The organism is Parasphingorhabdus pacifica, assembly GCF_054779195.1.
This window is the reverse complement of sequence record NZ_BAAGYS010000004.1, coordinates 24,494-49,547: the sequence shown is the minus strand read 5'-3', so window position 1 is coordinate 49,547 and position 25,054 is coordinate 24,494. Positions and strand designations below refer to the sequence as shown.

Below are 25,054 nucleotides of genomic sequence, written 5' to 3'. Positions count from 1 at the left end.
CGTTCGTTGGGTCGGTGACGCGTCTCTCCCGGTATTGATCCCAACATTCGGGTGATTTTTGGCTCCGAGCCGGCGACGCGCGGCCGTTTTCTCGCGTTTTGTGCAGTGGGTCACTCGATCAGATACTTGTGGCCGGTTCAGCACTTTCGGATACCTTGTGTTCAACAGTTCGCTACCTCCTTCCGGTAATGTTGATGTCGTTCGGGAAGGGTGAGATTCCATGGCGGGGATGCAGATGCGATACACGTCCGGCGTGATCAGGGCAGGACTCTTCCTGCTCTTCGTCGCCGCACTCGTGCTGTCTCCGCTGCAGACCTCGGCCAGTTCGAACATCCTCCTTCGCTCCACGGCCGAGCACAAGGAAGAGCACCGCGAGAGCGCGAAACTCCGGGAACGCCTGCCCGAGGTCGCGCAGGGTCGCCGCGCACGCGAGCGGCGACGGCCGGCGCAGTCCGCGCACCCCTCGGTTTCACAGCGCGACGTGGTGACCGCCGACGAACGTACCGCCACGCGGTCCGAGGCCGAGCGTTCGACCGCGCAGCGCCGCCAGAATCACGCGAGAAAGAGACACTCGTCGTCATTGCTGCAGGTGTTCCGGCGCTGAGTGGTGGCCGTGTCCCGTTCGGGACTTTGCCACCACCACGCCATGCACACCTTGCTCAGTGAGGGCGAAGATGGATTTCCAGAACTTGGTGGAACACGCTCGGAGCCACGCGCGTGGCCTTTCGGCGAACCACCGTCAACAGCTTGCTGCGGGGCAGCAACCCGTTGCATTGTTCATCACCTGTTCGGACTCGCGGGTCGTTCCTTCCCAGATCACCGGGGCGGAACCGGGCAAATTGTTCGAACTGCGCACCGCGGGAAACGTGGTGCCCGAGTATTTCCCGGACTCGGCGTCGAGTGAAATGGCCACGATCGAGTACGCGGTTCTGCAGCTGGGCGTTCCCGAGATAATCGTGTGCGGACATTCGCACTGCGGTGCCGTCACGGCGCTGAGCACGGCCGGTCGCGGTCTGGACCGGTTGCCGGCCATGCGCAGTTGGCTCGGCACCGACGACGCGACCGAGGAGCCCCGGCGACAGCCTGATCCGGCAGTACGGACCGAAAGCAAGGCCCACCTGCTCGGGCAGCTGCGCACCCTTCGCGAGTACCCGTTCATCGACGATCTCGTCCGGGCCGGCCGACTGCGGCTGCACGGCTGGTTCTACGAGATCGATACCGGTCTGGTCTTCACCTCACCCGAGGACCTCTCCGAAGGCGACCTCCTGCCGCTGTAACCACAGCGTTCCTACGAGCGCCCGTGCCCGATGGAGTGCGCGGGCGCGAGCATCCGTGCCCTTTTCCGGGCTCCGCACCAGCTGGAGCCCGGCTATGAAACTTGGAGTGTTCTCGTGTCTCATGACGTCGACCAGGCCGGACCGCCGGGCCGTCGTACGACCGTTGTATCCCGTTGGCCACAGGAGACGTTCGGTGCCGACCTGGCAGCCTCGCTCGTGGTTTTCCTCGTCGCTCTGCCGCTCTGCGTGGGAGTGGCGGTCGCATCGGGCGTGCCCGCCGAGCTGGGCATCATCACCGGCGTCGTCGGTGGCCTCGTGGTGGGCTTGCTGCCCGGAAGCACCATGCAGGTCAGCGGCCCCGCCGCAGGGCTGACGGTGCTCGTGGCCTCCGCGGTCAACGACCACGGTCTGGCCACGCTCGGAGTGATCGTGCTCGGGGCCGGGGCGTTGCAGATCCTCATGGGGATCGGCAAGGTCGGGGCCTTGTTCCGGGCCATCTCACCGTCGGTGGTGCAAGGTATGCTCGCCGGCATCGGACTGGTGCTGATCCTCGGTCAGCTCTACCCGGTGGCAGGACTCGACCAGCCTTCCAACACAGCCGCGAAGATCGGTGGGCTCCCCGATCTTGCGATGGCCGCGGTGACCACCCCGGCCGGCGTGGCCGGACTCTGCGTGGCGATCGGAACACTGCTGATCGTGCTGGGTTGGCAGCGGATGCCCGCTCCCATGCGCACCGTGCCCGGAGCGCTGGTCGCCGTGGTCGTGCTCAGCGCAGTGGTCGCCGTCTTCGAGCTCCCGGTCGCCAAGATCGAGGTCGGCTCGCTGCTGGACACGATCAACGTGCCGGCGCCCGAGGCGTGGGGGAACCTCGCGAGCCCGGCCCTGCTGGGAACCATCGTGACCTTCGCGCTCATCGCTTCCGCCGAGAGCCTGTTCAGCGCAGCGGCCGTCGATCGGATGCACGAAGGGCCGAGGACGCAGTACAACAAGGAGCTCGTCGCCCAGGGCGCGGGCAACGCGGTCTGCGGGCTCTTCGGCGCGTTGCCGATGACGGCGGTCATCGTCCGGAGCGGGGCGAACGTGCGTGCCGGTGCGAGGACCAAACTCTCCCGCGTCCTGCACGGGGTTTGGCTGTTGATGTTCGTCGTGATGTTCCCCGGAATCCTCGGCTACATCCCCACCGCCGTGCTGGCGGCCCTGCTGATCCAGGCCGGGTGGAAGCTGCTGGAGATCCATCAGGTCGTGGCCTTGGTGCGAGAACACCGTGCGGAAGCCTTCGTGCTGATCCTGACCGCGGGTTTGATCGTGGCCACCGACCTGCTGATCGGCACCATGGCGGGACTCGCGGCCGCCATCCTCAAGACCGCCTTCGACACGTCCCGTCTGTCGGTGAACGCCGAGCACGCCGATGACCACGTGCGGGTCGAACTCGGGGGCAACGCCACGTTCCTCCGCCTGCCGAGCCTGCTGGACCGTCTGGAGCGGGTCCCGAGGGCCGGGACCGTGCACCTGGACATGACCACGGTCAACCACCTGGATCGAGCGTGCCACCAGGCGGTGGAGAACTGGGTCGAGCAGCGGCGCAAGCAGGACTGCGCGGTGGAGGTGGTGATGCCCGAGCAGCGCAGGAGCAGCGCCGACTCCGGCGACGGCGTCGAGGAAGCCGAGGAGGACACGCTCGTTCGGACTTCCTGACCCCGCGGGTAGCGTCTCCCGATGTGAGTGACGGTCTGTTCGACGAGGGTTTGTTCGGCGCCGATACCGAAGATCGCGCGGGGGAGCGGATCGCGGACAACGCGCCGCTGGCGGTGCGGATGCGACCACGAACTCTCGACGAGGTGGTCGGCCAGGGGCACCTGCTGGGTTCAGGTGCCCCGCTGCGCCGCCTGGTCGAGGGTGCTGCACCGGCATCCGTCCTGCTCTACGGTCCGCCCGGAACCGGGAAGACGACACTGGCAGGGCTCGTGTCGCAGGCGACCGGACGGCGGTTCGCGGCGTTGTCGGCACTGTCCTCCGGCGTCAAGGAAGTCCGGGCGGTGATCCAGGAGGCTCGGCACCGCTTGGGGCGCTCGGGTGAGGCCACCGTGCTGTTCATCGACGAGGTTCACCGCTTCTCGAAGACCCAGCAGGACGCCTTGCTGGGGGCCGTCGAGGACCGCACCGTCCTGCTCGTGGCGGCGACCACGGAGAATCCATTCTTCTCCGTGGTCGCTCCGCTGCTGTCCCGTTCGCTGGTCCTGCAGCTGCGCAGTCTGGATGAGGATGACGTCCGTGCGCTGGTGCGCCGTGCGGTGACGGAGGAACGCGGGCTCGGCGGGCGGTTGCGGCTCGACGACGAAGCAGAGGACCACCTGGTCGCGTTGGCGGGCGGTGATGCGCGGCGCGCGTTGACCGCGTTGGAGGCGGCAGCGGAGTCCGCGGAGTCCAACGCCACCGAGACGATCGACCTCGCCACGGTGGAGGCCACCGTGGACCGGGCCGCGGTCCTCTACGACCGGGGCGGCGATCAGCACTACGACGTCGCGAGCGCCTTCATCAAGGCGATCCGGGGTTCCGACGTGGATGCCGCGCTGCACTACCTGGCCAGGATGGTCGAAGCAGGCGAGGATCCGCGGTTCATCGCGCGCAGGCTCGTGGTGCACGCCAGCGAGGACATCGGGATGGCGGACCCCACCGCGATGAACGCGGCCGTCGCGGCAGCGGACGCCGTCCAGTTCATCGGAATGCCCGAGGGACGGCTGCCGTTGGCGCAGGCGACCGTCCACCTCGCGACCGCGCCGAAGTCGAACGCCGTCATCTCGGCCATCGACGCCGCGATGGCCGACGTGCGAGCGGGCAAAGCCGGTCCGGTCCCGCGCCGCACCTGCGCGACGGTCACTACGCCGGTGCGGACAAGCTGGGCAACGCGCAGGGCTACCAATACCCGCACAGCAGGGCCGAAGGTGTGCTCGCCCAGCAGTACCCGCCGGAGGAGCTCGTGGGCACCGACTACTACCACCCGACCGGCCGTGGAGGTGAGCGCGTGCTCGCCGAACGGGTGCCGAAGCTGCGCGGCATCGTGCGGGACCAGGCCGGCGGGGACTGACGCCGCCGAGGCGGCATTCGAGGAGGTGGAAACACGTGAAGATCGTGGTGACCAGGTGGATCCCGGAATCGGCCTTGGAATCGTTGCGGACGGTCGGCGACGTGCGGGTCTGCGAGCAGGATCGACCGCTGGAGGTCGACGAGCTGCACGACGCGGTCCGGGGCGCCGACGCGATCGTGTCGATGCTGCACGATCGAATCGACGCGGACGTGTGCGCCGCTGCCGGACCGCAACTGCGGGTGGTGGCCAACATCGCGGTCGGCCACGACAACGTGGACGTCGGGGAGCTCGCTCGGCGTGGCGTCGTCGTCACGAACACCCCCGGGGTGTTGACCGATGCCACCGCCGATCTGACCTTGGCGCTGTTGTTGATGGTCACGCGTCGCCTGGCCGAAGGGGAGCGGCTACTCCGTTCCGGTGAACCGTGGTCGTTCCACCTGTCGTTCATGCTCGGAACCGGCTTGCGGGACAAGACCCTCGGCATCGTCGGGTTCGGCCAGATAGGTCAGGCGGTCGCGCGGCGTGCTCGGGCGTTCGGGATGCACATCGCCTACACGGGTCGTCGACGCGTCGGCGCCGAGATGGAGGCCGAGCTCGGAGCGAGGTACCTGACGCGGGCCGAGCTCTTCGAGCAGGCCGATGTGATCTCGCTGCACTGCCCGCTGACCGACGAGACTCGTCATCTGGTCGATGCTGCGGCGCTGGCGGCGATGAAGCCCTCCGCGGTGCTGGTGAACACCAGCAGGGGGCCGGTCGTGGACGAACGGGAACTGGTGCGCGCTCTCCGCGACGGCGGGATCGCGGGTGCCGCGCTGGACGTTTTCGAGCGGGAGCCGGAAGTCGAGCCGGGCCTGATCGATCTGGACAACGTCGTGATGGTGCCGCACCTGGGTTCGGCGACCGTCGAAACGCGAACGGCGATGGCCGAACTGGCCGCTGCGAACGTCGCGGACGTGCTCGCCGGAAACGATCCCCGGACTCCGGTCGGTAGCTGAGGCCGTTCGGCTGAACGCCTGTCCCGGCGCGCCGGGACAGGCGGACACGTCGGCGGTGCGGCGACACGGTAACCTGACGCGCGATCAACACGCCGCCGTCGAAACCGGCGGTAAGGACAAAACCACGTGGAAACCGGGAGGGCACGTGACGCCCACGCAGATCGCCGCGCTGATCGCAGCAGGCGCTTTCGTGCTGCTGGTCGTGCTGCTGGCGATCCCGCTGGTCAAGCTCGGCCGCACACTGGACGAGACGACCGTCGCGATTCGCAAGGCGCACGAGAACACCGACCCGCTGTTCACCGGCGCGAACTCGACGCTGACCCACGTCAACACCCAGCTGGAACGGGTGGACGGGATCACGGCCAACGCGAAAACGGTCAGCGGCAATGTCTCGGCATTGTCTTCCCTGTTCACGGCTACACTGGGTGGCCCGTTGGTGAAGACCGCGGCCTTCTCCTACGGCGTGAGCAAAGCGCTGCGCGCTCGACGCAAGCGCAAGGACGAGCCGATGGGCAGGCATTCCCGCCGCAAGGGGGGTCGCAAGTGAGGCGCACTTTCTGGTTCGGAGCCGGTGTCGCAGCCGGTGTGGCGTTGAGCCGGAAGGTCAACGAGACCGCGCGAAAGGCGACCCCGAACGGCATGGCCGAACAACTCGGTGGTGCCATGCGCGAGATCGCCGGTGCGGTCGGCTCGTTCGGCGCCGAGGTACGGGCGGGTATGAGCGAGCGGGAGAACGAGCTGCACGACGTCGTCGAGGAGACCGAGCGGCAAGGCAGCCTCGCCGCTCGGTCGTCCGAGCAGCCATCCGCACGTGCGGGTGCCAGGCGAGCTCGCCGGGCGGAACGCTGAAGCTGACATTGCCGACGCGCCAGCCTTCCGCCGACCACTGACCGGCCGCTCCGCATCGTAGAAGGACTCCACCGTGCAGACCCACGACATCAACAATCGCTTCACCGAGCACTTCCGGCAGCGCGGTCACACCGTGGTGCCCAGTGCCTCGCTGATCCTCGACGACCCGACGCTGCTGTTCGTCAACGCCGGGATGGTGCAGTTCAAGCCGTACTTCCTGGGCGAAGCTCCCGCGCCGTACCCGCGTGCGACGAGCATCCAGAAGTGCGTTCGCACCGGTGACATCGACGAGGTCGGCAAGACCACTCGGCACAACACGTTCTTCCAGATGGCCGGCAACTTCTCCTTCGGCGACTACTTCAAGCAGGGCGCCATGGAGAACGCCTGGGAGCTGCTCACCGCTTCCGAGCGCGACGGCGGTTTCGGGCTCGACCCGAGCCGGCTGTGGGTGACCGTTTTCGAGCACGACATGGAGTCGGCGGGACTGTGGCAGAAGGCCACGGGCATCCCGCCGGAGCGGATCCAGTACCGCGACGCGGAGGACAACTACTGGGACATGGGTGTTCCCGGTCCCGGCGGGCCCTGCTCGGAGATCTACTACGACCGCGGGCCGGCGTACGGCCGCGAGGGTGGCCCGGCGGTCGACGAGGATCGCTACATCGAGATCTGGAACCTGGTGTTCATGCAGGACATCCGAGGTGAGGACAGTCCGAAGAAGGGCTATCCGGTTCTCGGTGAGCTGCCGACCAAGAACATCGACACCGGGATGGGTGTCGAGCGGGTCGCCTGCCTGCTGCAGGGTGTGGACAACGTTTACGAGACCGACTTGGTCCGGCCCGTCATCGGCAAGGCGGAGGACCTGTCCGGCCGCCGCTACGGCGATGACCACACCGACGACGTGCGCTTCCGCGTGATCGCGGACCACGCCCGCTCCGGTGTCATGCTCGTCGGTGACGGCGTGACCCCCGGCAATGACGGGCGCGGTTACGTGCTGCGCCGCCTGCTCCGCCGGATCGTGCGCTCCACGCGCCTGCTCGGTGTGCAGGAACCGGTGCTCGGCGAGTTCAGCAAGATCGTTCGCGACGCGATGTCGCCGAGCTACCCCGAACTCGTCACCGAGTTCGACCGGATCGACTCGGTCATGCGGAACGAGGAGGAAGCCTTCCTCGCGACCTTGAGCACCGGCTCGAAGATCTTCGATGTCGCGGTGGCAGAGACCAGGAAGTCCGGCGGATCGCAGTTGCCCGGGGCGAAGGCGTTCCAGCTGCACGACACCTACGGGTTCCCGATCGACCTGACTCTGGAAATGGCCTCGGAGCAGGGCCTCTCGGTCGACGAGCAGGGCTTCCGGGAGCTGATGAGCGAGCAGCGGGAGCGCGCGAAGGAGGACGCCAGGGCGCGCAAGACGGGTCACGCCGACCTGTCCACCTACCGCTCGCTGCTCGACCAGCACGGGGACACCGAGTTCATCGGCTACACCGACCTGGAGTCGAAGAGCCGGGTGCTCGGCCTGCTGGTCAACGGTGCTCCGGTCCAGGTGGCCGGCGCGGGAAACGAGGTCGAGCTGGTGCTGGACCGGACCCCGTTCTACGCCGAGGGCGGTGGACAGATCGCCGACACCGGAACGCTCGTCGGCCCCAGCGTCCAGCTGCAGGTCACCGACGTCCAACGTGCGGTGCCGGGCTTGTTCGTGCACCGAGCGAAGGTCATCGAAGGTGAAGTCGCCGTGGACACCGGCCTCGAGACCGCTGTCGACTACCAGCGCCGCCGTGCGATCGAACGCTCGCACTCGGCTACCCACCTGGTGCACGCGGCGGTCCGGAGCGCCTACGGCAAACGCGCGGCTCAGGCCGGTTCGCTGAACTCGCCCGGCCGGATGCGGTTCGACTTCACGGCCCCGTCGTCGGTTTCCGGATCGGTGCTTTCCGGGGTGGAAGAAGAGGTCAACGACTACCTGCAGAACGACGTCGAGGTGCAGTCCTACGCCACCACGATGGACCGGGCGATGGAGCTCGGTGCGGTCGCGCTGTTCGGCGAGAAGTACGGCGACCAGGTGCGCGTCGTCGACATGGGCGACTACTCGCGTGAGCTCTGCGGTGGGACGCACGTGAACCGGATCGGTCAGCTCGGCGTGGTCAAGCTGGTCTCGAACTCTTCGGTCGGTTCGGGTGTGCACCGCGTCGAGGCGCTGGTCGGGATGGACGCCATGCGCCACATCAACAAGGAGCACCTGCTCGTCACGCAGCTCGCCGAGCAGTTCAAGGTGCCCGCCGAGGACCTGCCGGAGCGCATCGAGGGCGTGGTGAGCCGGCTTCGCAGCGCGGAGAAGGAACTCCAGCAGCTGCGGGTGTCTCAGGTCCTGCAGTCCGCGGGTGACCTGGCCGAGCGCGGCGTCGACGCGAACGGTGTGACGTTGGTTGCCGAGCAGGTGCCGGAAGGCGTGGACGGCGGAGCGCTGCGGGCGCTGGCCGCGGAGATTCGGGCCCGGCTGGGGTCCCGTCCCGGTGTGGTCGCGTTGTTCTCCCCCGAGCAGGAGAAGGTCAGTTTCGTGGTCGGCACGAACGAGGCCGCCCGGGAAGCGGGGATCGCGGCGGGCAAGCTCGTTCCGTCCTTCGCCTCCGAGGTCGGTGGTCGCGGTGGCGGAAAGCAGGACATGGCGCAGGGCGGCGGTTCCAATCCCGCCGGGATCACGGCTGCGATCGGAGCCCTGCGCAAGGCGGTCGAAGAGGTGGGTGTTCGAGGGTGAACGATCGCCCGCGAGCCGTGGACAGCAGCGAGCCGCAGGCGGATCCGGGCCCGGGGCGTCGACTCGGCATCGACGTCGGCGCCGTGCGCGTCGGTGTGGCATTGAGCGATCCGGCGCCGATGCTGGCCACACCGCTCGTGACGTTGCAACGCGACGAGGCCGGTGGTTCCGACCTCAACCAGCTCGTCGCGTTGACCGCCGAGCACGAGATCGTCGAGATCGTGGTCGGTTTGCCGAAAACCTTGGCCGACCGGCATGGTCCCGCTGCCGAAGCGGCGCAGTCCTACGCGGAAGCTCTTGCCGCGCGGGTCGATCCGGTTCCGGTTCGGTTCAGTGATGAGCGACTCACGACGGTCACCGCCAGCCGCATGCTGAGCAAGCGTGGTGTGCGGGGCAAGCGCCAGCGCGCAGTGGTCGACCAGGCCGCGGCGGTGGAGATCTTGCAAGCGTGGCTGGACAGGCGCGGCCAGACCATCTGAAAGGATCTTTCGTGAGCGACGATCTCGGCTTGTTCGCCGATGAGTCCACGGAGCCGCGTCGGCGCGGCCGTCAACAGACACGTGCGGAACGGGAGCGTTTCAGGCGCCGCAGGCGGCGCCGATCGGTGACCGCGCTGGCTGGTGTGCTCGTCCTGCTGATCGTGGGTGCGGGTGTGCTCTACGGGGCCAGCCAGATCTTCCAGATCGGCACCTACGAGGACTACGACGGTGGCGGCAGCGGTCAGGCGGTGATCGAAGTGGCTTCCGGCGAGACGATCAGTGCGATCGGTGGCACGTTGGTCGAGCAGGACGTCGTCGCCAGCGTCACAGCCTTCACGAAGGCCGCGGAAAGCAACAACGAGATCAGCGGCATCCAGCCCGGCTACTACGTCATGAAGAAGCAGATGTCCGGGAAGGCTGCGGTCGAGCGACTGGTCTCACCCGAAGCCAAGACGGGTCGCCTGGAGATCCGGGGCGGTATGCGACTGGAAGACCAGCTGGCGCCGGACGGAGGCAAAACCCCGGGCGTCCTGACCAAGATCGCGAAGGCCAGCTGCTCCGATCCGGAAGGTGGCGAGGACTGCCTGACCTCGGAAGAGGTGCACCAGGTCGCGGCCGAAGCGGATCTCGCCTCGCTCGGCGTTCCGGAATGGGCGATCGGACCTGCTTCGGCGGCGGCTCCCAACCGGCGTCTGGAGGGGTTGATCATGCCCGGTCTCTACGACGTCAAGCCCGGGCAGAGCGCTCAGGAGGTCCTCACCGAGATCGTCACCTCCTCGGCGGCCAAATTACAGGCGGCCGGGCTGCCGCAAGCCGCCGAGAACACGGGCAAGACGCCGTACGAGGTACTCACGATCGCGTCGCTGATACAGAGCGAGGGGATCACGAAGGACTTCGGAAAGGTCTCGCGGGTGATCTACAACCGGCTCGACCAGTCCGTGATGCGCCTCGGCCTCGACTCCACCATCAACTATCCCTCGGACAAACCGGCCTTGTTGACCGACCCGTCCGACCGGGAGCGCGAAGGACCGTACAACACGTACCGGAACTACGGTCTGCCGCCGACGCCGATCTCCGCACCGAGCAAGGAAGCGGTCAACGCCGCCGAGAAACCGACGGAGGGCAGCTGGTTGTATTTCGTGCGGTGCTACAAGGACGGCACTTCGTGCTTCTCCGACACGCACGAGCAGCACCTGATCTACCGGGACGAAGCGCAGGAACGCGGTGCGTACTGATCCTGCCGGCCGCAAGGCGGCCGTGCTCGGTTCGCCCATCGCGCACTCGCTGTCCCCGGTGCTGCACGGTGCGGCCTACGCCGCGCTGGGACTCGACGAGTGGTCGTACGAGCGGATCGAGGTCGACGCCGACGGCGTCACGCGGCTCGTGACCACGCTCGGTCCGGAATGGGTCGGGTTGTCGGTGACGATGCCCGGCAAGCGGGCCGCCTTGGAGGTCGCTTCGGACGCGAGTTCGCGGGCTGTGGCGGTCGGCGTGGCCAATACGCTGGTACGCGGGGAGTTCGGGTGGTTCGCGGACTGTACCGATGTGGACGGTGTTACCGGAGCGCTCCGGGCGGCGGGCGGATTCACCACCGGCCGCCGGGCATTGCTGCTGGGGGCGGGTGGCACTGCCGCCGCGGCGCTGGCGGGCTTCGCCGAACTCGGCGTGAACGACGTGACTCTGGCCGTGCGCGAGCCCGCGCGCGCCGCGGACCTGTTGGACACGGCTGAGCGGATCGGCACCCGGGTCCGGGTGGAACGCTTGGATTCGGTCGATCTCGCTGCTGAAGCCGGGGCCTGCGACGTCGTCGTCTCCACCTTGCCTGCCGGAGCGGTCGACGGGTATGCATCGGTGCTGGCCGGGACCGCCTGCCTGCTCGACGTCGTGTATCACCCGTGGCCAACGCCGCTGGCAACTGCCGTGCAGCGAGCGGGTGGCCGATTCGCGACCGGGCTCGACATGCTGCTGCACCAAGCGTTCGGTCAGGTCGAGCAGTTCACCGGACAGGCGGCCCCGCGTGAGGCGATGCGGGATGCGTTGGCCACCGCCACGGGAAACGAGATCGCCATTCGGTTGTGATGTCCACGCGGGTCCGGGACTGCTGCGACAGGGTCCCGGACCCGCGTGGACGGAATGCGAGCGTTGCGACCTGCCGGGCGACGCTCACCGGGGAGTTCCCACTACGCCGTCTCGACGTCCATGTCCGTGCTGATGATCTCCGCGAGCTCGTCCAGCGCCGCGTCGGCGCCGTCACCGCTGGCCGCGAGCACGACCTCGTCCCCGCATGCGGCGCCCAACGTCATCAGCCCCAGGATGCTGGCGGCCTCGACCGGCTGTGCGTCGTCCTTGCGGATGGTGACTTGGACGGCCTGCGCGGCTGCGGTCTTGGCCAGCACCGCGGCCGGACGTGCGTGCAGACCCACCTTGCTCGCCACGGTGACCCGTCGCTCAGACATGTGTCTCCATTCTCCAGAGGGCACCGGCTCGTACCGGTGCGATCGATCCGGCGATGAGCAGCGCTTCCGGCTCAGCTCTACCCCTCGTCCCGGTTGCTGTCCGGGGTGGACGAGGCTCCGCCATTGTCGGTGATGGCCGACGAAGCGTCGCCGCTACCCGCCGAGTCCGGTTCTTCACGGCCGGGCGTGCCCAGGTTCCAGCGGGTGATGATGAACCGGAACACGAAGTAGTAGATCACCGCGTAACCGAGACCGATCGGGATCAGCCACAGTGAGCCCTGCGAGATGCCGAAGTTGAGGACGTAGTCGATGGCGCCGGCGGAGAACCCGAAGCCGGCGTGGATGTCCAGTGCGTTGACGAGGGCGTGCGCGGTACCGGTGAGCAAGGCGTGGACGAGCAGCAACGGCCAGGCCACGAAGATGAACGCGAACTCCAGCGGTTCGGTGATGCCGGTGAGGAACGAGGTCAGCGCGACCGAGAGCATGACCCCGCCGACGACCTTGCGGTGTTCGGGCTTGGCACAGTGCCAGATCGCCAACGCCGCGGCGGGCAGCGCGAACATGAAGATCGGGAAGAAGCCGGTCATGAACGTGCCCGCGTTCGGGTCACCGGCGAAGAACCGCGCGATGTCGCCCTTCTCGCCGTGGTAGTCGCCGAAGAGGAACCACACCACGTTGTTCGGGATGTGGTGCAGGCCGAACGGCAGCAGCAGGCGGTTGACCACTCCGTAGATGCCGCTGCCGATCACCGCGTTGGCCGTGATGGCATCGCTGAAGGCGGTCAGACCGGCGTCGAACAGCGGGTACAGCAGACCGAGGACGATGCCGACGAGGAGCATCGCGAAGGCGGTGACGATCGGAACGAACCGGCGCCCGCCGAAGAATCCGAGGTAGTCGGGCAGCTTGATGCGGTGGTAGCGCTGCCACAGCCACGCCGCGGACAACCCGGCGATGATGCCGCCGAGCACCCCGTAGGGGCTCTTGTTGAACGTGGTTCCGGCTTCGGTGCCGGTCATCTCCCACAGCACGTTCGCCAGCACGAGGTAGCCGACCGCACCGGCCAGTGCGGTGGTGCCGTCGGCTTTCTTGGCGAATCCGATCGACACGCCGATGGCGAACAGCAGCGGGAGGTTGTCGAACAGGGCCCCGCCGGCCGCGCCGATCAACCCGGCGATGGCCGCGAACCCGCCGATGCTGCCGAGCAGATCGTCTTGTCCGAGCCGTTGCAGAAGTGCCGCCGCGGGCAACACCGCGATCGGCAGCATGAGACTTCGACCTAGTCGCTGCAGCTGAGCGAAGCCTTTCCGGGGGCCACTCGTCGCCGAGGTGGCGCTCGCGCTCATCGGGTACCTCCAGAGGGTGCCGATTCGGATACCTGTTGATCGGGATTGTTCTCGAACCGCAGCGTGTATGGGTGCGAATCGGCCCGGATCCGCACGCTCATGAGGCCGTCGCGCGTTGAGTGCGAAGCGGGGTTTGGTGCCGGCCGGGGTGTCCGCCCACGTTGCCTCCTTCGCCAGCCGCCAGGGTCGAGATCGTGGACCGGGTTCCGAAAGTTGGTACTGTCCGGTCTAAACCAGTTGGTTGCGAACCATGCTCGGTGATGTGTCGGGTGTCAAGACGGTGCGATTTTCGTTGCCGCATCGACATTCGATGGCGGAAGATCTCCGGGCGCGGTGCTGTCGGCCGCGTGGATGCCGGCCGGAATGAAAGGAGCTCTCGGGTGGCTGAGAACAAGGCCGCTGCGATCCTCGCCGCACTGGGCGGCGGGAACAACGTGGTGGAGATCGAGCCGTGCATCACGCGGTTGCGCTGTGAGGTCGAGGACGACGCGAAGGTCGACGAGGCGGCGCTGCGTTCCGCTGGTGCGCATGGTGTGATGCGGCAGGGTTCGGTCGTGCAGGTCGTGGTCGGCCCGGAGGCCGACACCCTTGCGGCCGATATCGAGGACCTGTTGTGAGCGTCGAGGTCGGGAGCCCGGTGCCCGGTTTGGCCGTCGCGCTCAGCGAGGTACCCGATCCGGTTTTCTCGCAGGCGATGGTGGGTCCGGGTTCGGCGGTCAAACCGGGTCGGGGAGCCGAGGACGTTCTCGCTCCCATCGCGGGAACCGTGCTGACACTGCATCCGCACGCCTTCGTGATCGGCACGGGAGAAGGCGCCGGTGTGCTCGTTCATCTGGGCATCGACACGGTCAAGCTGCAGGGTGAGGGTTTCCAACTGCACGTGGCCAAGGGGGACGTCGTGGAGCGGGGTCAGCGGATCGCCTCCTGGGACCCGCGAGGTGTGGAGACCCACGGGTACTCCTCGGTCTGCCCGGTGGTGGCCCTCGATACGGCGGCGGAGTCGTTGGGAGACGTCCGGGACGACGGTGAGGTCGTCGCGGGGGACGTGCTCTTCACCGTGGACACCTGACCGGCGACCCGGTCCGGTAGCTCGGGACGGAATCCCGGCCCGGTGTCCGACACGCGGACCTCCGGGCCGGTCGTACCACCGGTGCCCGTTCGCCTTCGCGACGCTGCGGGGATGGAATCCGTGGTGTTCTGGATGGTGTTCGTCGCCGGTGGTGCGGCCGGGGCCTCGGCCGGTAGTTGGGGGCGTCGCCTGCTGCTCCTGTTGCGCCGGGGTGTGCGCCCGCCGGCGCTGTGGTGTGAAGTGGGCGTGGCGGTGCTGTGGTCCGTCCTCGCGGCAGCCGTGTTTTCCGGTGCGCTGCCCTGGTGGTGGGCACCGGTCCCGTTGGGGCTGGGCTGGCTGGCTGTGCTGCTGAGTGCCTGTGACGTGGTGGCCAGACGACTGCCGGACGCTCTGACGCTTCCCGCGTATCCCCTTCTGTGGGGGCTCCTCGCGGGCGCGGCCCATTGGGGAGGTCCCTCCGGTCTGCTGCCCGGGGCCGTGGCCGGTTGCGTGCTGCACGCAGGGACCTACCTGCTCATCCGATTGGTCTCCGCCCGGTCGATGGGTGCGGGCGACGTGAAGCTCTCCGGCACGCTGGGAGCGGTGGTCGGAGCGGTGTCGGTCCCAGCCGTGATGTTGTCGATCGTGGCGGCCGCTGTCCTGACGCTGCTGTCGGCATGGCGGTGGCAGGAGGACGGTGTGCCGCACGGCCCGGCGATGCTGGCCCCGGCCTGGCTCGCCGCCGCGTTCCCCACCGCGATCGCCGGGCAGCCCGGCATGTGGTGAAGCTCGGAACGGGTGACGAGTCGCCCCCGGAGCGGATCGTTGGTCGAGGTGCGTGGCAGGATCTACAGGTGTGCTGCGCTGGATGACTGCTGGGGAATCGCATGGGCCCGCCTTGGTGGCGACCCTCGAGGGAATGGTGTCCGGGGTCGAGGTCACCACGGCCGATATCGCCCACCAGCTGGAACGCCGCAAGCTCGGTTTCGGACGCAGTCCGCGGATGAGTTTCGAAGCCGATGAGCTCGAGGTGATCGGTGGTGTCCGCCACGGCGTCACGCAGGGCGGACCGATCGCGGTTCGGATCGGCAACACCGAATGGCCGAAGTGGGAACAGGTGATGGCACCCGACCCGGTGGATCCGGAGGTGCTCGCCTCGTTGGCCCGCAACGAGCCGCTGACCCGCCCCCGCCCCGGCCACGCGGATCTGCCTGGCATGCAGAAGTACGGTTTCGACGAGTCCCGCCCGGTGCTGGAGCGCGCCAGCGCGCGGGAGACCGCTGCGAGGGTGGCGGTGGGCACCGTCGCCCGCCGGTTCCTGCAGCAGGCGCTCGGTGTCGAGTTGGTCAGCCACGTCACGAGCCTCGGTGAAGTCGACGCGGACAGCGATCTGCTGCCCGCGCCGGACGACCTCCAGGCGATTGACGAGAACCCGGTCAGGGCTTTCGGCGACACCGCCACCGAGCGGATGATGGCCGAGGTGGAAGAGGTCAAGAAGACAGGTGACACCCTCGGCGGCGTCGTCGAGGTCATCGCTTATGGCCTGCCCGCGGGGATCGGTTCGCACGTGCACTGGGACCGCAAGCTCGACGCCAGGCTGGCCGGTGCGCTGATGAGCGTCCAGGCGATCAAGGGGGTGGAGATCGGTGACGGCTTCACCAACGCCCGGCGCAGGGGCAGCGCGGCCCACGACGAGATCTACCCCGCCGACGGCGCGCGGTGGGTGCGTCGCGGCAGCAACCGTGCAGGCGGTCTGGAAGGCGGCATCACCAACGGCGAACCGCTGATCGTGCGCGCCGCCAAGAAACCGATCTCCAGTCTGCCGCGGGCGCTGGCGACCGTCGACGTGACCACCGGAGAACCAGCGCAGGCGATGCACCAGCGGTCCGACGTGACCGCCGTGCCGAGGGCGGCCGTGGTCGCCGAGACGATGGTGGCCCTGGTGCTGGCCGAAGCGGTACTGGAGAAGTTCGGCGGGGATTCCCTGCCGGAGACCACGCGCAACGTCGAGGGATACCTGGCGGCGCTGGCCGAACGTGTGGAGAGGTGGCAGGTCGACTGATGCGGCCGCACGTGGTGCTGGTCGGTCCACCGGGATCGGGCAAGTCGACGGTGGGCCGATTGCTGGCCGACCTGATCGACAAGCCGTTCCGGGATACCGACACGATGATCCAGGAGGCTGCGGGCAAGGCGATCTCGGCGATCTTCACCGAGGACGGCGAGCCGAAGTTCCGCGAGCTGGAGGAGCAGGTGGTCGCCGCCGCGTTGGGTGAGCACGACGGTGTGCTGTCCCTGGGTGGAGGTGCGGTGCTCTCCGAGCGCACGCGCGGACTGCTGGCCGAGCACACCGTGTTGTTCCTGTCGGTGGGGTTGGCCGAGGGAGCACGCCGGACGGGGTTGTCGACGGCCCGGCCGCTGCTGGCGGGAGTCAATCCCCGCGCGACCTTCAAAGCGTTGCTGGACGCGCGGATGCCGCTCTACCGCGAGGTGGCGACCGTGGAACTGACCACCGATGGCGTACCGCCGCAAGGGTTGGCCGAGCAGGCCGTCGAGGAGTTGGCTCGCGCCGAGGCCGGCCGCCCCACGAACTGATCACGGAAAACGCGCGAGCGAGCGCTCGAGGCGCTCGGCTCGGTGTCGACATGCGAAAGGGACGATGATGACCGAACCCGTGCGGATCAGGGTCGACAGCGAGCAGCCCTATGACGTGGTGGTCGGTCGCGGACTGCTGGGTGATCTGGTCGAACAGCTGCGCGGCACCTCCGTGGTAGCCCTGGTCCACCAGCCGAGCATCACCGAGACCGTGGAAGCGGTGCGCGACGAACTCGCGGCGGCGGGCGTGGATGCCCACCGCGTGGAGATTCCCGACGCCGAGGACGGCAAGAGTCTCGCGGTCGCGGGGTTCTGCTGGGAGGTCCTCGGCAAGATCGGGATGGACCGCGGTGGCGTCGTGGTGTCGTTCGGCGGTGGCGCGGTCAGCGACCTCGCCGGGTTCGTCGCGGCGACCTGGATGCGCGGTGTCCGAGTCGTGCACGTGCCGACGACCCTGCTCGGGATGGTCGACGCCGCCATCGGCGGCAAGACCGGCATCAACACCGAAGCGGGCAAGAACCTGGTGGGACTGTTCCACGAGCCGAGCGCCGTGATGGTGGACCTGGCCACGCTCGAGAGCCTGCCGACCAACGAGCTGATCGCCGGCATGGGCGAGGTCGTCAAGGCCGGCTTCATCGCCGACCCGGCAATCCTCGACCTCATCGAGGCCGATCCGCAACGGGCGGTGGACCCGACAGCCGATGTCCTCGGTGAGCTGGTGCGCCGCGCGATCCAGGTGAAGGCCGATGTGGTGGCCTCGGACCTCAAGGAGTCGCACCTGCGCGAGGTGCTCAACTACGGCCACACGCTCGCCCACGCCATCGAACGCCGGGAACGCTACAAGTGGCGTCATGGTGCGGCGGTGAGCGTGGGTCTCGTGTTCGCGGCCGAGCTGGCCCGGCTGGCGGGGCGGCTGGACGACGAGACGGCGAATCGGCACAAGAACGTGCTGGACTCGTTGGGAATGCCCACCAGCTACGACCCGAACGCTCTCGGACAGCTCCTGGAGTCGATGCAGCTGGACAAGAAGAGCCGCTCGGGTGTGCTGCGGTTCGTCGTGCTCGACGGACTGGCCAAGCCGGGCCGATTGGAAGGCCCCGACCCGTCGCTTATCGCAGCCGCTTACTCGGCGTTGACCGGTGGTGAGGAGCAGAAGCGTTCGGCCACGGAGGTGTTGTTGTGAAGGTGTTCGTCTTCAATGGGCCGAACCTGGGGCGGTTGGGCACCCGCGAGCCGGGAATCTACGGCAGCATCACCTATGCGGGGCTCGTGGAACTGTGCGAGCAGACGGGCCGGGACCTTGGGCTGGACGTCGAGGTGCGGCAGACGGATCACGAAGGCGTCATGCTGGAGTGGTTGCACGAAGCGGCCGACCACGGAGCTCCCGTGGTGCTCAACGCCGCGGCGTGGACGCACTACTCCGTCGCCGTGCGGGACGCGTGCTCCCAGTTGCGGTCCACCTTGCTCGAACTGCACATCTCCAACGTGCACAAGCGGGAGTCCTTCCGACACCACAGCTATCTGTCGGACATCGCGACCGGTGTGCTGGCGGGCTTCGGTGTTCAGGGTTACGCGCTGGCATTGCGCTGGTTGGCGGACCAGCAGGAATGATGCCGCGGCCTGGCCGCCCCGCCGGTGGCCGGGCCGGTCTTGTGGAGTGACGCGGCACGGGCCGTGGACAGCGGTCTTCCGGTGGCGAGGATCGTGCCGGTACGAGTAGGTGATCGCGGACGTGCCTGCAGTCGTCCGGGCTCCAGCGCGTCTGCCCGTCGATACGCGGGTTCCTGGGGGAGGTCGTGCCGCGTCATGGTCGCGAAGTCGAGACGGCTCGGGCTGAGTTCCGGGGTGCCGCGCGCGGTGTCCACGGCACTGGTCCTCGCTCTGCTGGGTGCGTGCGGCGTCCAGCACGAGCCTGATGTCGGGCAGCGCCGGGCCGACCCCGACCCACCACCTCCGGCGGTGGCACTCGACGTGTCGGCCGCCAGGCGGAGTGCCGACGTGGTGGCTTCCGGCGGCTCCGCCGCGCCGTACAACTACGGACCGACGGTGCTGTTCGAGGACGGGCGGTACCGGGCGTGGTGGTGCAGTCAAGTCCCGAATACGGGGCCACCGGGGGACGACATCCTGCACGCCTCCGCTCCCGCCCTCGATGAGGAGTTCAGGTCCGAGCGAGGCGCTCCCGCGGTACCGGTCTTCAACGGACGGCCGGGCGGATTCGACGGCATGCACACCTGCGACCCATCGGTGGTGAAGGTCGGGGGACGGTACTTCCTCTACTACACGGGAGCTTCGGGGGATCACGCGCATGGCAACGCGATCGGCGTCGCCAGCAGCCCGGACGGAACCCGATGGCGGCGGGAGGCAGCGGGAGAACCGATCGTGACCGCGGCGAACGAGAAGCGACGGGGGAACACCTACGGAGCCGGACAGCCGTCGGTGCTGCACTTGGACGGCTGGTTCTACTTGATGTTCACCGACACCACGGCCGCGGGCACGGGGGCGAACGGTGCGGGCCAGTTCGTGCTGCGTGCGCGGGATGCGGAGTTCTCGAACCGGGTCGAAGCGTTGACCGAGGCGGGATTCCGGCCGGTGGACGAGAGCTCGACGCGTTCGTGGTCGGTGGTGGACGCATTCAGCGCGGACTGGATGTGGGTGGAGGCGCTGGACGTGTTCGCGATCGCCCACCAGGTGGATGGTGGCACCGCGATCACCTTCTGGGACCGGGAGTTCACCCGGCATCCGTACGAGCGGTTGTTGTTGTCCGGCCGGTGGCGTGAAGGCCCCGGCCTGGTGCGTGCGCCGGACGGTAGCGCGAGGGTGTCGCCGGAAAACCCGTGCGGTGACGTGCCGCTCGACGTCATCCGGGCGACGACGGCGAATCCGTCGCCGACGGAACTTCGGCACGTCGGTGTCGATGTCATCGGTGTGCGGGCGTGTGAGGGCCTCCGCGACACGCGGAGCCTGCTGGAGGGGTTCGGTGTCCCGTCGCCGCGACGGACCGTCGACGTAGTGCTCGGCGATGCGAGGTTGCGGGTCGAGCGGCGGTCGGTGGCCGAAGGGATGGCATCGGCGGTGTTGGCGGAGCGTGTGCCCGCGTTGGACGAACTTCCGATCGCGGGGACCATTTCGGCGGCAGCGCCTGCGCTCCGCGCTCCCGACGGATCGGTCGGCCTGCTCGATGACCGCGGCCGTATGTGGGAGGTCGATCCCTCGGCTGCCGAGGCGAACGACTCGGTGGTCACCGATGTGACCGAGCGAGAATGGCAGGCGATGCTCCACGACCGCGACGTCGGATGAACCGCCCGACACCGCAGCGGGTACGCGGAACGGGATCGCGTTCGCGCGTCCTACCGCCGCACCGGGGCCTTGCAGCCGCCGGCGGGCGGTAGGACGAGAGGCGAAGCCGATCACCAGGGGGTGAGGGTCACCGCGAACTCGGCGGGGGAGTGGTCCTGGACGTACGAGGCGAATCCGGCCACGTCGTCGAATGCGAACCCGTACGCCTTGCCGTCCTCCGTGTGCTCGTGCATCACCTTGGCGTAGTGGTTGGTGATCTGGTGCTGGTAGAAGCCCGCGGGTTCGGTCGTCGGCTGGTCCGTGTGGGAGAGGAGCGTCGAACGGTTGAACGCGGCTCCGAGGATCGCCGCGACCGGGCCGGTCACCCCGTCGTTCGGCGCGGCCAGCGCGCCGTCGCAGAACAGCACATCGCGGGTCGAGGGTTTCGAGATGGGCTCGACGCCGCCGTCGAAAGTGAAGTTGCCGCCGGAAATCCGTCCGGTGTAGATCTGGCCGTTGTCGGTGTCCACTCGCAGCGAGGTGGACTCGTACTTGTTCCAGACCTCGTCGATGTAGGAGTCGTAGTAGGTCTCGGAGAAGGCGCCCAGGTCGAGCCCGTGTCCGGGGGCGATCACGCGGAGATCGTCCTGGCGCAGCCGGGAGAATTCGGGATTGTCGGCGAATGCCGACAGGATCTTCTCCCTGGAACCGGCGGGCAGGGTGCCGGTGGTCTGGTCCTGCGCACCCGTGAGGTGGATCGACAGTGGCACGCTGAACATGTCGACCATCGTGGTGTTGCAGAACATCCCGTCGGGGCTGAAGGTGAACTCGACGGTGTCGTGCAGGACGCCGTAGTTCGGGTCGGTGGCCACCCACCCGGCCGGGTATTGCAGGGCGGCTTGGCCGCTGCCGGATTCGACGACCTTGAACTTGAGCTCGTCCCCGAGAGCGAAGTACATGCGTCCGGACATGTGGGGCAGTGACAGTGCGGTGTTGCCGCTCGCCAGCGGTATCGAGTAGTCGGTGTAGCCGTCGGGGCCGTTGTCGGAGATCGATACCGGGACGAGTTGGCCATCGGGGGTGACGCGCGACTGCTCGCCGGTCTCCAGGTTGACACCGACGATGTAAACCGAGATCGACGCGTTGTCGTAGGCACCGCTCTTGTTGGTGATCGTCACAGGCAAAGCGGCGGGGGCGAAGCCGCGCTTCCCGATGGCGAGACCGGAGCTGGCGCCGAGCACGGGGGTAGCCAGGAGGGCGGCGGACATGCCACCGATGAACGATCTTCTGCTGAACAAAGTCGACATCCTTCGGGTTGTGGTCGTCTGGCCCGACGGGCCCGGGCACGGACGTTCTCCAGTGTGAGAGCGCTCTCAAGGCTGGGAAAGGCTCCCTTCTGCCGTGAGCGGTGGTCCGTTCGGCGCAAGTGTTCGCAGCAGGGCCCCGGTCGGTTCGCGGGTATTCGGCCGACGTCCACCGTGGCCGAGGCTCCTCGTGGGGTGTGGCGAACGCTCGCCCGTCTCCACTGTGAACCGGAGCATTTCGAACAGGGAGTGTTGGCGCCTTCCGTTCTTGCCGGTTGCGTGGTGGGCGGGCCCGCCGGGTTCGTTCCCTCCGGGGTGAGAACCCCATATCCACGCCCGCTGATCGACACATACAGTCAATTCTGGGAAACATGTTCCCGCAGCTTGCGTGCTCGCGTTGACCCACTAATGTGGGTGATGGCGCCGATAAATCTCTACCGGTACCGCTTCTGCGGTGCAAATGCGCGCACGTGCAACTGGGGTAGGAAACGAATGTTTCGCGTACTGAGGGGAAAGCCATGCGTTCGACAGGACGGACCGTGATCGGGCTCGCGTTGTCGGTGCCGCTGGTACTCGGGGGTGCCGGAGCGGCATCGGCCGGAGGGGACGACACCAGCGTCAAGGTGCGTCAGTCGGTGTCCGTGTCCTCTGAGGGCAACCACCACTGGCACCACAAGTACTTCGATTCCTGGGGCGACGGGCACAAGTGGCACAAGAAGTCCTGGAGCCACAAGGACAAGTGGGACGACAAGAAGGACCACTACAAGGACAAGTGGGAGGACAAGAAGGACAAGTGGGACGACAAGAAGGACAAGTGGGACGACAAGAAGGACCACTACAAGGACAAGGCAAAGCGTTATCACAAGTAGTACGGAGATGATCGCTATCCCGGCGTAATCCCGGGGCCTCGTCTGAATGAGCACGGAGATGACATGAATGTCGTCTCCGTGCTCGTGTCGATCGTCGCCCGCTCGGTGATCGTCCGCAATTGTTCGATTGTTTGTAGGGTATTTCGCCTCTATCGCGACGAGGGAAGGTTTTGGGAGAGGTGGCGGCTTTTCGCCGACCGGCCGCGGTGGACCGCCGAGCGTGGTGATGAGCGGTTAAGCTGCCGGACATGCCCGATTCGCATGCCCGTCGACGTCATGCTCTTCGCGATCGCCTCCGCGAGCGCGAACTGGACGCGATGCTGTTGACCGACCTGCTCAACGTTCGGTACCTGACCGGATTCACCGGCTCGAACGCCGCCTTGCTGGTGCATTCCGCCGACGAGCCGGAGGCAGAACACCGCACGGTGTTCTGCACGGACGGCCGGTACCTGTCCCAGGCCGCGGAGCAGGTTCCGGACCTCGGGCACGTCATCGAACGGGCGAGTGATCTCGCACTGGCCGAACGCGCCGGAAACGACCTGGCTCACCACCGCAGGGTCGGATTCGAGAGCGGGCACGTCACCGTTGACGGCCGCGACGGGTTGGCCGAATCGGCCGCCCCCGCCGAGCTCGTTCGAGCGCCGGGGCTGGTCGAGGGGCTGCGCCTGCTCAAGGACGAGGACGAGATCGACGCGCTGCGGCGGGCGTGCGCGGCTGCCGACCGCGCGCTGGCCGATCTGATCGAACACGGCGGGCTGCGTTCGGGCCGGACCGAGCAGGACGTCGCGCGTGAGCTGGAAGGCCGGATGCTCGACAACGGGGCGGCGGGGCCGTCTTTCGAGACGATCGTCGCCACCGGGGCCAACTCGGCCGTACCGCACCACCGGCCTGATGGTTCGGTGCTGACCGACGGCGACTTCGTCAAGATCGATTTCGGGGCGCTCGTCGATGGTTACCACTCGGACATGACCAGAACCCTGGTGCTCGGCAAGCCCGCCGAGTGGCAACGAGAGGTCTACGATCTGGTCGCTGCCTCCCAACGTGCCGGAAGCTCGGCCGTGCGGGTCGGTGCCGGCATGCCGGAGGTCGACAGCGCGGCGCGCGACGTGATCACCGACGCCGGTTACGGGGAGCGCTTCCTGCACGGTCTCGGCCACGGCGTCGGGCTGGAGATCCATGAGGCACCAACGTTGTCCCAGCGAGGGGACGGTACGATTGCACCCGGGATGACGGTCACCGTCGAACCCGGCGTGTACTTGCCGGATCGTGGCGGTGTCCGCATCGAGGACACACTGGTCGTGCGTTCGGGCACGCCGGAGCTCCTCACTTTGACGACGAAGGAGCTCGTCGCCGTCTGAGGAAGGTTCGGGGACCGCTGGTTCGGGGCGCCGGGCCGGTTGGTGAAGGCGACTTCACCCGGCCTGAACGTCGGCCTCCGAGCAGGTCGGCCGACACCGGAACCCACACCCGTCCCGAACAATTCAAGACGGGCCGCAGAGACAGGCTCCGAGCGCGGCGTGCGCATTTCCTCCCAGGAGGTGGTGGCGCGCGCCGACGAGATACCCGCAGCCATCACCACAGGAGAGACCTCGACCGTGGCTTCCACGAACGACCTCAAGAACGGACTGGTGCTCAACCTCGACGGCCAGCTCTGGTCCGTCGTGAATTTCCAGCACGTCAAGCCCGGAAAGGGTGCTGCCTTCGTGCGCACCACGCTGAAGAACGTGCTGTCCGGCAAGGTGGTGGACAAGACCTTCAACGCTGGTGTGAAGGTCGACACCGCGAACGTGGACCGTCGGGAGATGACCTATCTCTACAACGACGGCAGCGAATACGTGTTCATGGACCAGGACACCTACGACCAGGTCGGCGTTTCCCCCGAGGTGGTGGGTGAGGCGGCGAACTACATGCTGGAGAACAGCAACGTGGTCGTCGCGCGGCACGAGGACAATCCGTTGTACGTCGAGCTGCCTGCCTCCCTGGAGCTCAACGTCGCCCACACCGATCCCGGTGTGCAGGGCGACCGCTCCACGGGTGGTACCAAGCCGGCCACGTTGGAAACCGGTGCCGAGGTCCAGGTCCCGCTGTTCCTGAACACGGGTGACAAGGTCAAGGTTGACCCCCGCGACGGTCGGTACCTCGGCCGCGTCAACAAGTGAGGGTGTGAGTTGGGCTCTCGGAGCAAAGCCCGGAAACGGGCGGTGGACGTCCTCTACGAGGCCGACCTGCGCGAAATCGATGCCGTGACGTTGCTGTCGGAGCGGATGGGGTCGCCCGACGATCCACCGATCAACGAGTACACCGTGACCCTCGTCGAGGGCATCACCGGCAACCGGTCGCGGATCGACGAAGTCCTGGTCGAGCACGCCGAAGGCTGGAGCTTGTCGCGAATGCCCGCGGTGGACCGGTCGGTGCTGAGGCTGGGCCTGTTCGAACTGCTGTGGTGCGACGACGTGCCTTCGGCGGTGGCCATCGACGAATCGGTCGAACTGGTCAAGTCGTTGTCGACCGATGATTCGCCGCGGTTCGTCAACGGTGTGCTCGGCCGCATCGCCGGAATCCGCAGTAGGTTGCGTGCCTCGGTGCGCGCTGCCGAACAGGCAGCGGAGCAGGGCGTCGACTGAGCCGGCCGACGCGGAGCCGCGGTCCGGCGGTGCGGTGTCGTGCCGCAATACCGTGCCCGCGGATCCGGTAACCCCGTTTCCCGTGCTCCGATCATGAACTCAGCACCCGGT

At 67.6% G+C, this 25,054-nt stretch carries 26 protein-coding genes and 1 pseudogene; 24 read left to right on the top strand and 3 right to left on the bottom strand.

Annotated features, from left to right (window positions below):
* Positions 1-220: 220 nt before the first annotated feature.
* The 12 genes and pseudogenes from ACYVAN_RS04195 to ACYVAN_RS04140 all read left to right on the top strand — a co-directional run bounded on the left by ACYVAN_RS04195 (position 221) and on the right by ACYVAN_RS04140 (position 11,510).
* On the top strand, positions 221-604 hold the full coding sequence (locus ACYVAN_RS04195) for a hypothetical protein (protein ID WP_460955824.1): 384 nt from the start codon (positions 221-223) through the stop codon (positions 602-604).
* A gap of 70 nt (positions 605-674) precedes the next feature.
* Positions 675-1,277: a carbonic anhydrase gene (locus tag ACYVAN_RS04190; protein ID WP_460955822.1), complete on the top strand. Its 603-nt coding sequence runs from the start codon at positions 675-677 to the stop codon at positions 1,275-1,277.
* Positions 1,278-1,391: 114 nt separating this feature from the next.
* Positions 1,392-2,972 (top strand): SulP family inorganic anion transporter, encoded by a 1,581-nt coding sequence (locus tag ACYVAN_RS04185; RefSeq protein ID WP_460955820.1) that lies wholly within the window; start codon positions 1,392-1,394, stop codon positions 2,970-2,972.
* 119 nt (positions 2,973-3,091) lie between these two features.
* A pseudogene (locus tag ACYVAN_RS04180) lies at positions 3,092-4,078 on the top strand (replication-associated recombination protein A); the annotation flags it as partial.
* 62 nt (positions 4,079-4,140) lie between these two features.
* Positions 4,141-4,362 carry an AAA family ATPase gene (locus ACYVAN_RS04175; RefSeq protein ID WP_460956366.1) on the top strand — a complete coding sequence of 74 codons (222 nt, stop codon included), beginning with the start codon at positions 4,141-4,143 and terminating at the stop codon, positions 4,360-4,362.
* Between the two features lie 35 nt (positions 4,363-4,397).
* Positions 4,398-5,357 (top strand): 2-hydroxyacid dehydrogenase, encoded by a 960-nt coding sequence (locus tag ACYVAN_RS04170; RefSeq protein WP_460955818.1) that lies wholly within the window; start codon positions 4,398-4,400, stop codon positions 5,355-5,357.
* 145 nt (positions 5,358-5,502) lie between these two features.
* Positions 5,503-5,904, top strand: a complete 402-nt coding sequence (locus tag ACYVAN_RS04165) for a DUF948 domain-containing protein (protein ID WP_460955816.1) — start codon at positions 5,503-5,505, stop codon at positions 5,902-5,904.
* Entirely contained in the window at positions 5,901-6,206 is a 306-nt protein-coding gene (locus tag ACYVAN_RS04160) for a hypothetical protein (protein WP_460955814.1), read from the top strand. The genes ACYVAN_RS04165 and ACYVAN_RS04160 overlap by 4 nt, the downstream gene beginning before the upstream one ends.
* 73 nt (positions 6,207-6,279) lie before the next feature.
* Positions 6,280-8,952 (top strand): alanine--tRNA ligase, encoded by a 2,673-nt coding sequence (alaS, locus tag ACYVAN_RS04155; RefSeq protein WP_460955812.1) that lies wholly within the window; start codon positions 6,280-6,282, stop codon positions 8,950-8,952.
* Entirely contained in the window at positions 8,949-9,431 is a 483-nt protein-coding gene (ruvX, locus tag ACYVAN_RS04150) for a Holliday junction resolvase RuvX (RefSeq protein WP_460955810.1), read from the top strand. The genes alaS and ruvX overlap by 4 nt, the downstream gene beginning before the upstream one ends.
* Before the next feature lie 11 nt (positions 9,432-9,442).
* On the top strand, positions 9,443-10,666 hold the full coding sequence (locus ACYVAN_RS04145) for an endolytic transglycosylase MltG (protein WP_460955807.1): 1,224 nt from the start codon (positions 9,443-9,445) through the stop codon (positions 10,664-10,666).
* The gene (locus tag ACYVAN_RS04140) at positions 10,656-11,510 is read left to right on the top strand and encodes a shikimate dehydrogenase (RefSeq protein ID WP_460955805.1); all 855 of its coding nucleotides are present in this window, start codon (positions 10,656-10,658) and stop codon (positions 11,508-11,510) included. Before ACYVAN_RS04145 ends, ACYVAN_RS04140 begins: the two co-directional genes overlap by 11 nt.
* A 101-nt stretch (positions 11,511-11,611) precedes the next feature.
* Here the strand turns inward: ACYVAN_RS04140 and ACYVAN_RS04135 are convergent, their stop codons facing one another.
* Both ACYVAN_RS04135 and ACYVAN_RS04130 read right to left on the bottom strand, forming a co-directional pair.
* A complete protein-coding gene (locus ACYVAN_RS04135) occupies positions 11,612-11,887 on the bottom strand; it encodes an HPr family phosphocarrier protein (protein WP_460955803.1) in 276 nt (91 codons plus the stop codon).
* Between the two features lie 77 nt (positions 11,888-11,964).
* On the bottom strand, positions 11,965-13,230 hold the full coding sequence (locus ACYVAN_RS04130; RefSeq protein WP_460955801.1) for a PTS transporter subunit EIIC: 1,266 nt from the start codon (positions 13,228-13,230) through the stop codon (positions 11,965-11,967).
* Between the two features lie 380 nt (positions 13,231-13,610).
* Between ACYVAN_RS04130 and ACYVAN_RS04125 the strand changes: the two genes are divergently transcribed.
* The 8 genes from ACYVAN_RS04125 to ACYVAN_RS04090 all read left to right on the top strand — a co-directional run bounded on the left by ACYVAN_RS04125 (position 13,611) and on the right by ACYVAN_RS04090 (position 20,167).
* Positions 13,611-13,847 (top strand): glucose PTS transporter subunit EIIB, encoded by a 237-nt coding sequence (locus tag ACYVAN_RS04125; protein ID WP_460955799.1) that lies wholly within the window; start codon positions 13,611-13,613, stop codon positions 13,845-13,847.
* Positions 13,844-14,299: a PTS sugar transporter subunit IIA gene (locus ACYVAN_RS04120; protein WP_460955797.1), complete on the top strand. Its 456-nt coding sequence runs from the start codon at positions 13,844-13,846 to the stop codon at positions 14,297-14,299. The genes ACYVAN_RS04125 and ACYVAN_RS04120 overlap by 4 nt, the downstream gene beginning before the upstream one ends.
* A gap of 111 nt (positions 14,300-14,410) precedes the next feature.
* Entirely contained in the window at positions 14,411-15,064 is a 654-nt protein-coding gene (locus tag ACYVAN_RS04115; protein ID WP_460955795.1) for a prepilin peptidase, read from the top strand.
* 82 nt (positions 15,065-15,146) lie between these two features.
* Positions 15,147-16,340: a chorismate synthase gene (gene aroC, locus ACYVAN_RS04110; protein ID WP_460955793.1), complete on the top strand. Its 1,194-nt coding sequence runs from the start codon at positions 15,147-15,149 to the stop codon at positions 16,338-16,340.
* Positions 16,340-16,870 (top strand): shikimate kinase, encoded by a 531-nt coding sequence (locus tag ACYVAN_RS04105; protein ID WP_460955791.1) that lies wholly within the window; start codon positions 16,340-16,342, stop codon positions 16,868-16,870. The genes aroC and ACYVAN_RS04105 overlap by 1 nt, the downstream gene beginning before the upstream one ends.
* 67 nt (positions 16,871-16,937) lie before the next feature.
* Entirely contained in the window at positions 16,938-18,053 is a 1,116-nt protein-coding gene (aroB, locus tag ACYVAN_RS04100) for a 3-dehydroquinate synthase (RefSeq protein ID WP_460955789.1), read from the top strand.
* Positions 18,050-18,481, top strand: coding sequence for a type II 3-dehydroquinate dehydratase (aroQ, locus tag ACYVAN_RS04095; protein WP_460955787.1), 432 nt, complete (start codon positions 18,050-18,052; stop codon positions 18,479-18,481). Before aroB ends, aroQ begins: the two co-directional genes overlap by 4 nt.
* Before the next feature lie 195 nt (positions 18,482-18,676).
* Positions 18,677-20,167, top strand: coding sequence for a hypothetical protein (locus ACYVAN_RS04090; RefSeq protein WP_460955785.1), 1,491 nt, complete (start codon positions 18,677-18,679; stop codon positions 20,165-20,167).
* Positions 20,168-20,277: 110 nt separating this feature from the next.
* Here the strand turns inward: ACYVAN_RS04090 and ACYVAN_RS04085 are convergent, their stop codons facing one another.
* Positions 20,278-21,453, bottom strand: a complete 1,176-nt coding sequence (locus ACYVAN_RS04085; RefSeq protein ID WP_460955783.1) for a glycoside hydrolase family 64 protein — start codon at positions 21,451-21,453, stop codon at positions 20,278-20,280.
* 515 nt (positions 21,454-21,968) lie between these two features.
* On the opposite strand from ACYVAN_RS04085, the gene ACYVAN_RS04080 reads away from it, so the two are divergent.
* The 4 genes from ACYVAN_RS04080 (at position 21,969) to nusB (ending at position 24,943) form a co-directional block, all read left to right on the top strand.
* Complete coding sequence (locus ACYVAN_RS04080) at positions 21,969-22,319, top strand: hypothetical protein (RefSeq protein ID WP_460955781.1); 351 nt, start codon at positions 21,969-21,971, stop codon at positions 22,317-22,319.
* A gap of 248 nt (positions 22,320-22,567) precedes the next feature.
* Positions 22,568-23,677 carry an aminopeptidase P family protein gene (locus ACYVAN_RS04075; RefSeq protein WP_460955779.1) on the top strand — a complete coding sequence of 370 codons (1,110 nt, stop codon included), beginning with the start codon at positions 22,568-22,570 and terminating at the stop codon, positions 23,675-23,677.
* A 237-nt stretch (positions 23,678-23,914) separates the two neighbouring features.
* Positions 23,915-24,478: an elongation factor P gene (gene efp / locus ACYVAN_RS04070; protein WP_460955777.1), complete on the top strand. Its 564-nt coding sequence runs from the start codon at positions 23,915-23,917 to the stop codon at positions 24,476-24,478.
* A 9-nt stretch (positions 24,479-24,487) separates the two neighbouring features.
* Positions 24,488-24,943 carry a transcription antitermination factor NusB gene (gene nusB / locus ACYVAN_RS04065; RefSeq protein ID WP_460955775.1) on the top strand — a complete coding sequence of 152 codons (456 nt, stop codon included), beginning with the start codon at positions 24,488-24,490 and terminating at the stop codon, positions 24,941-24,943.
* Positions 24,944-25,054: the final 111 nt, after the last annotated feature.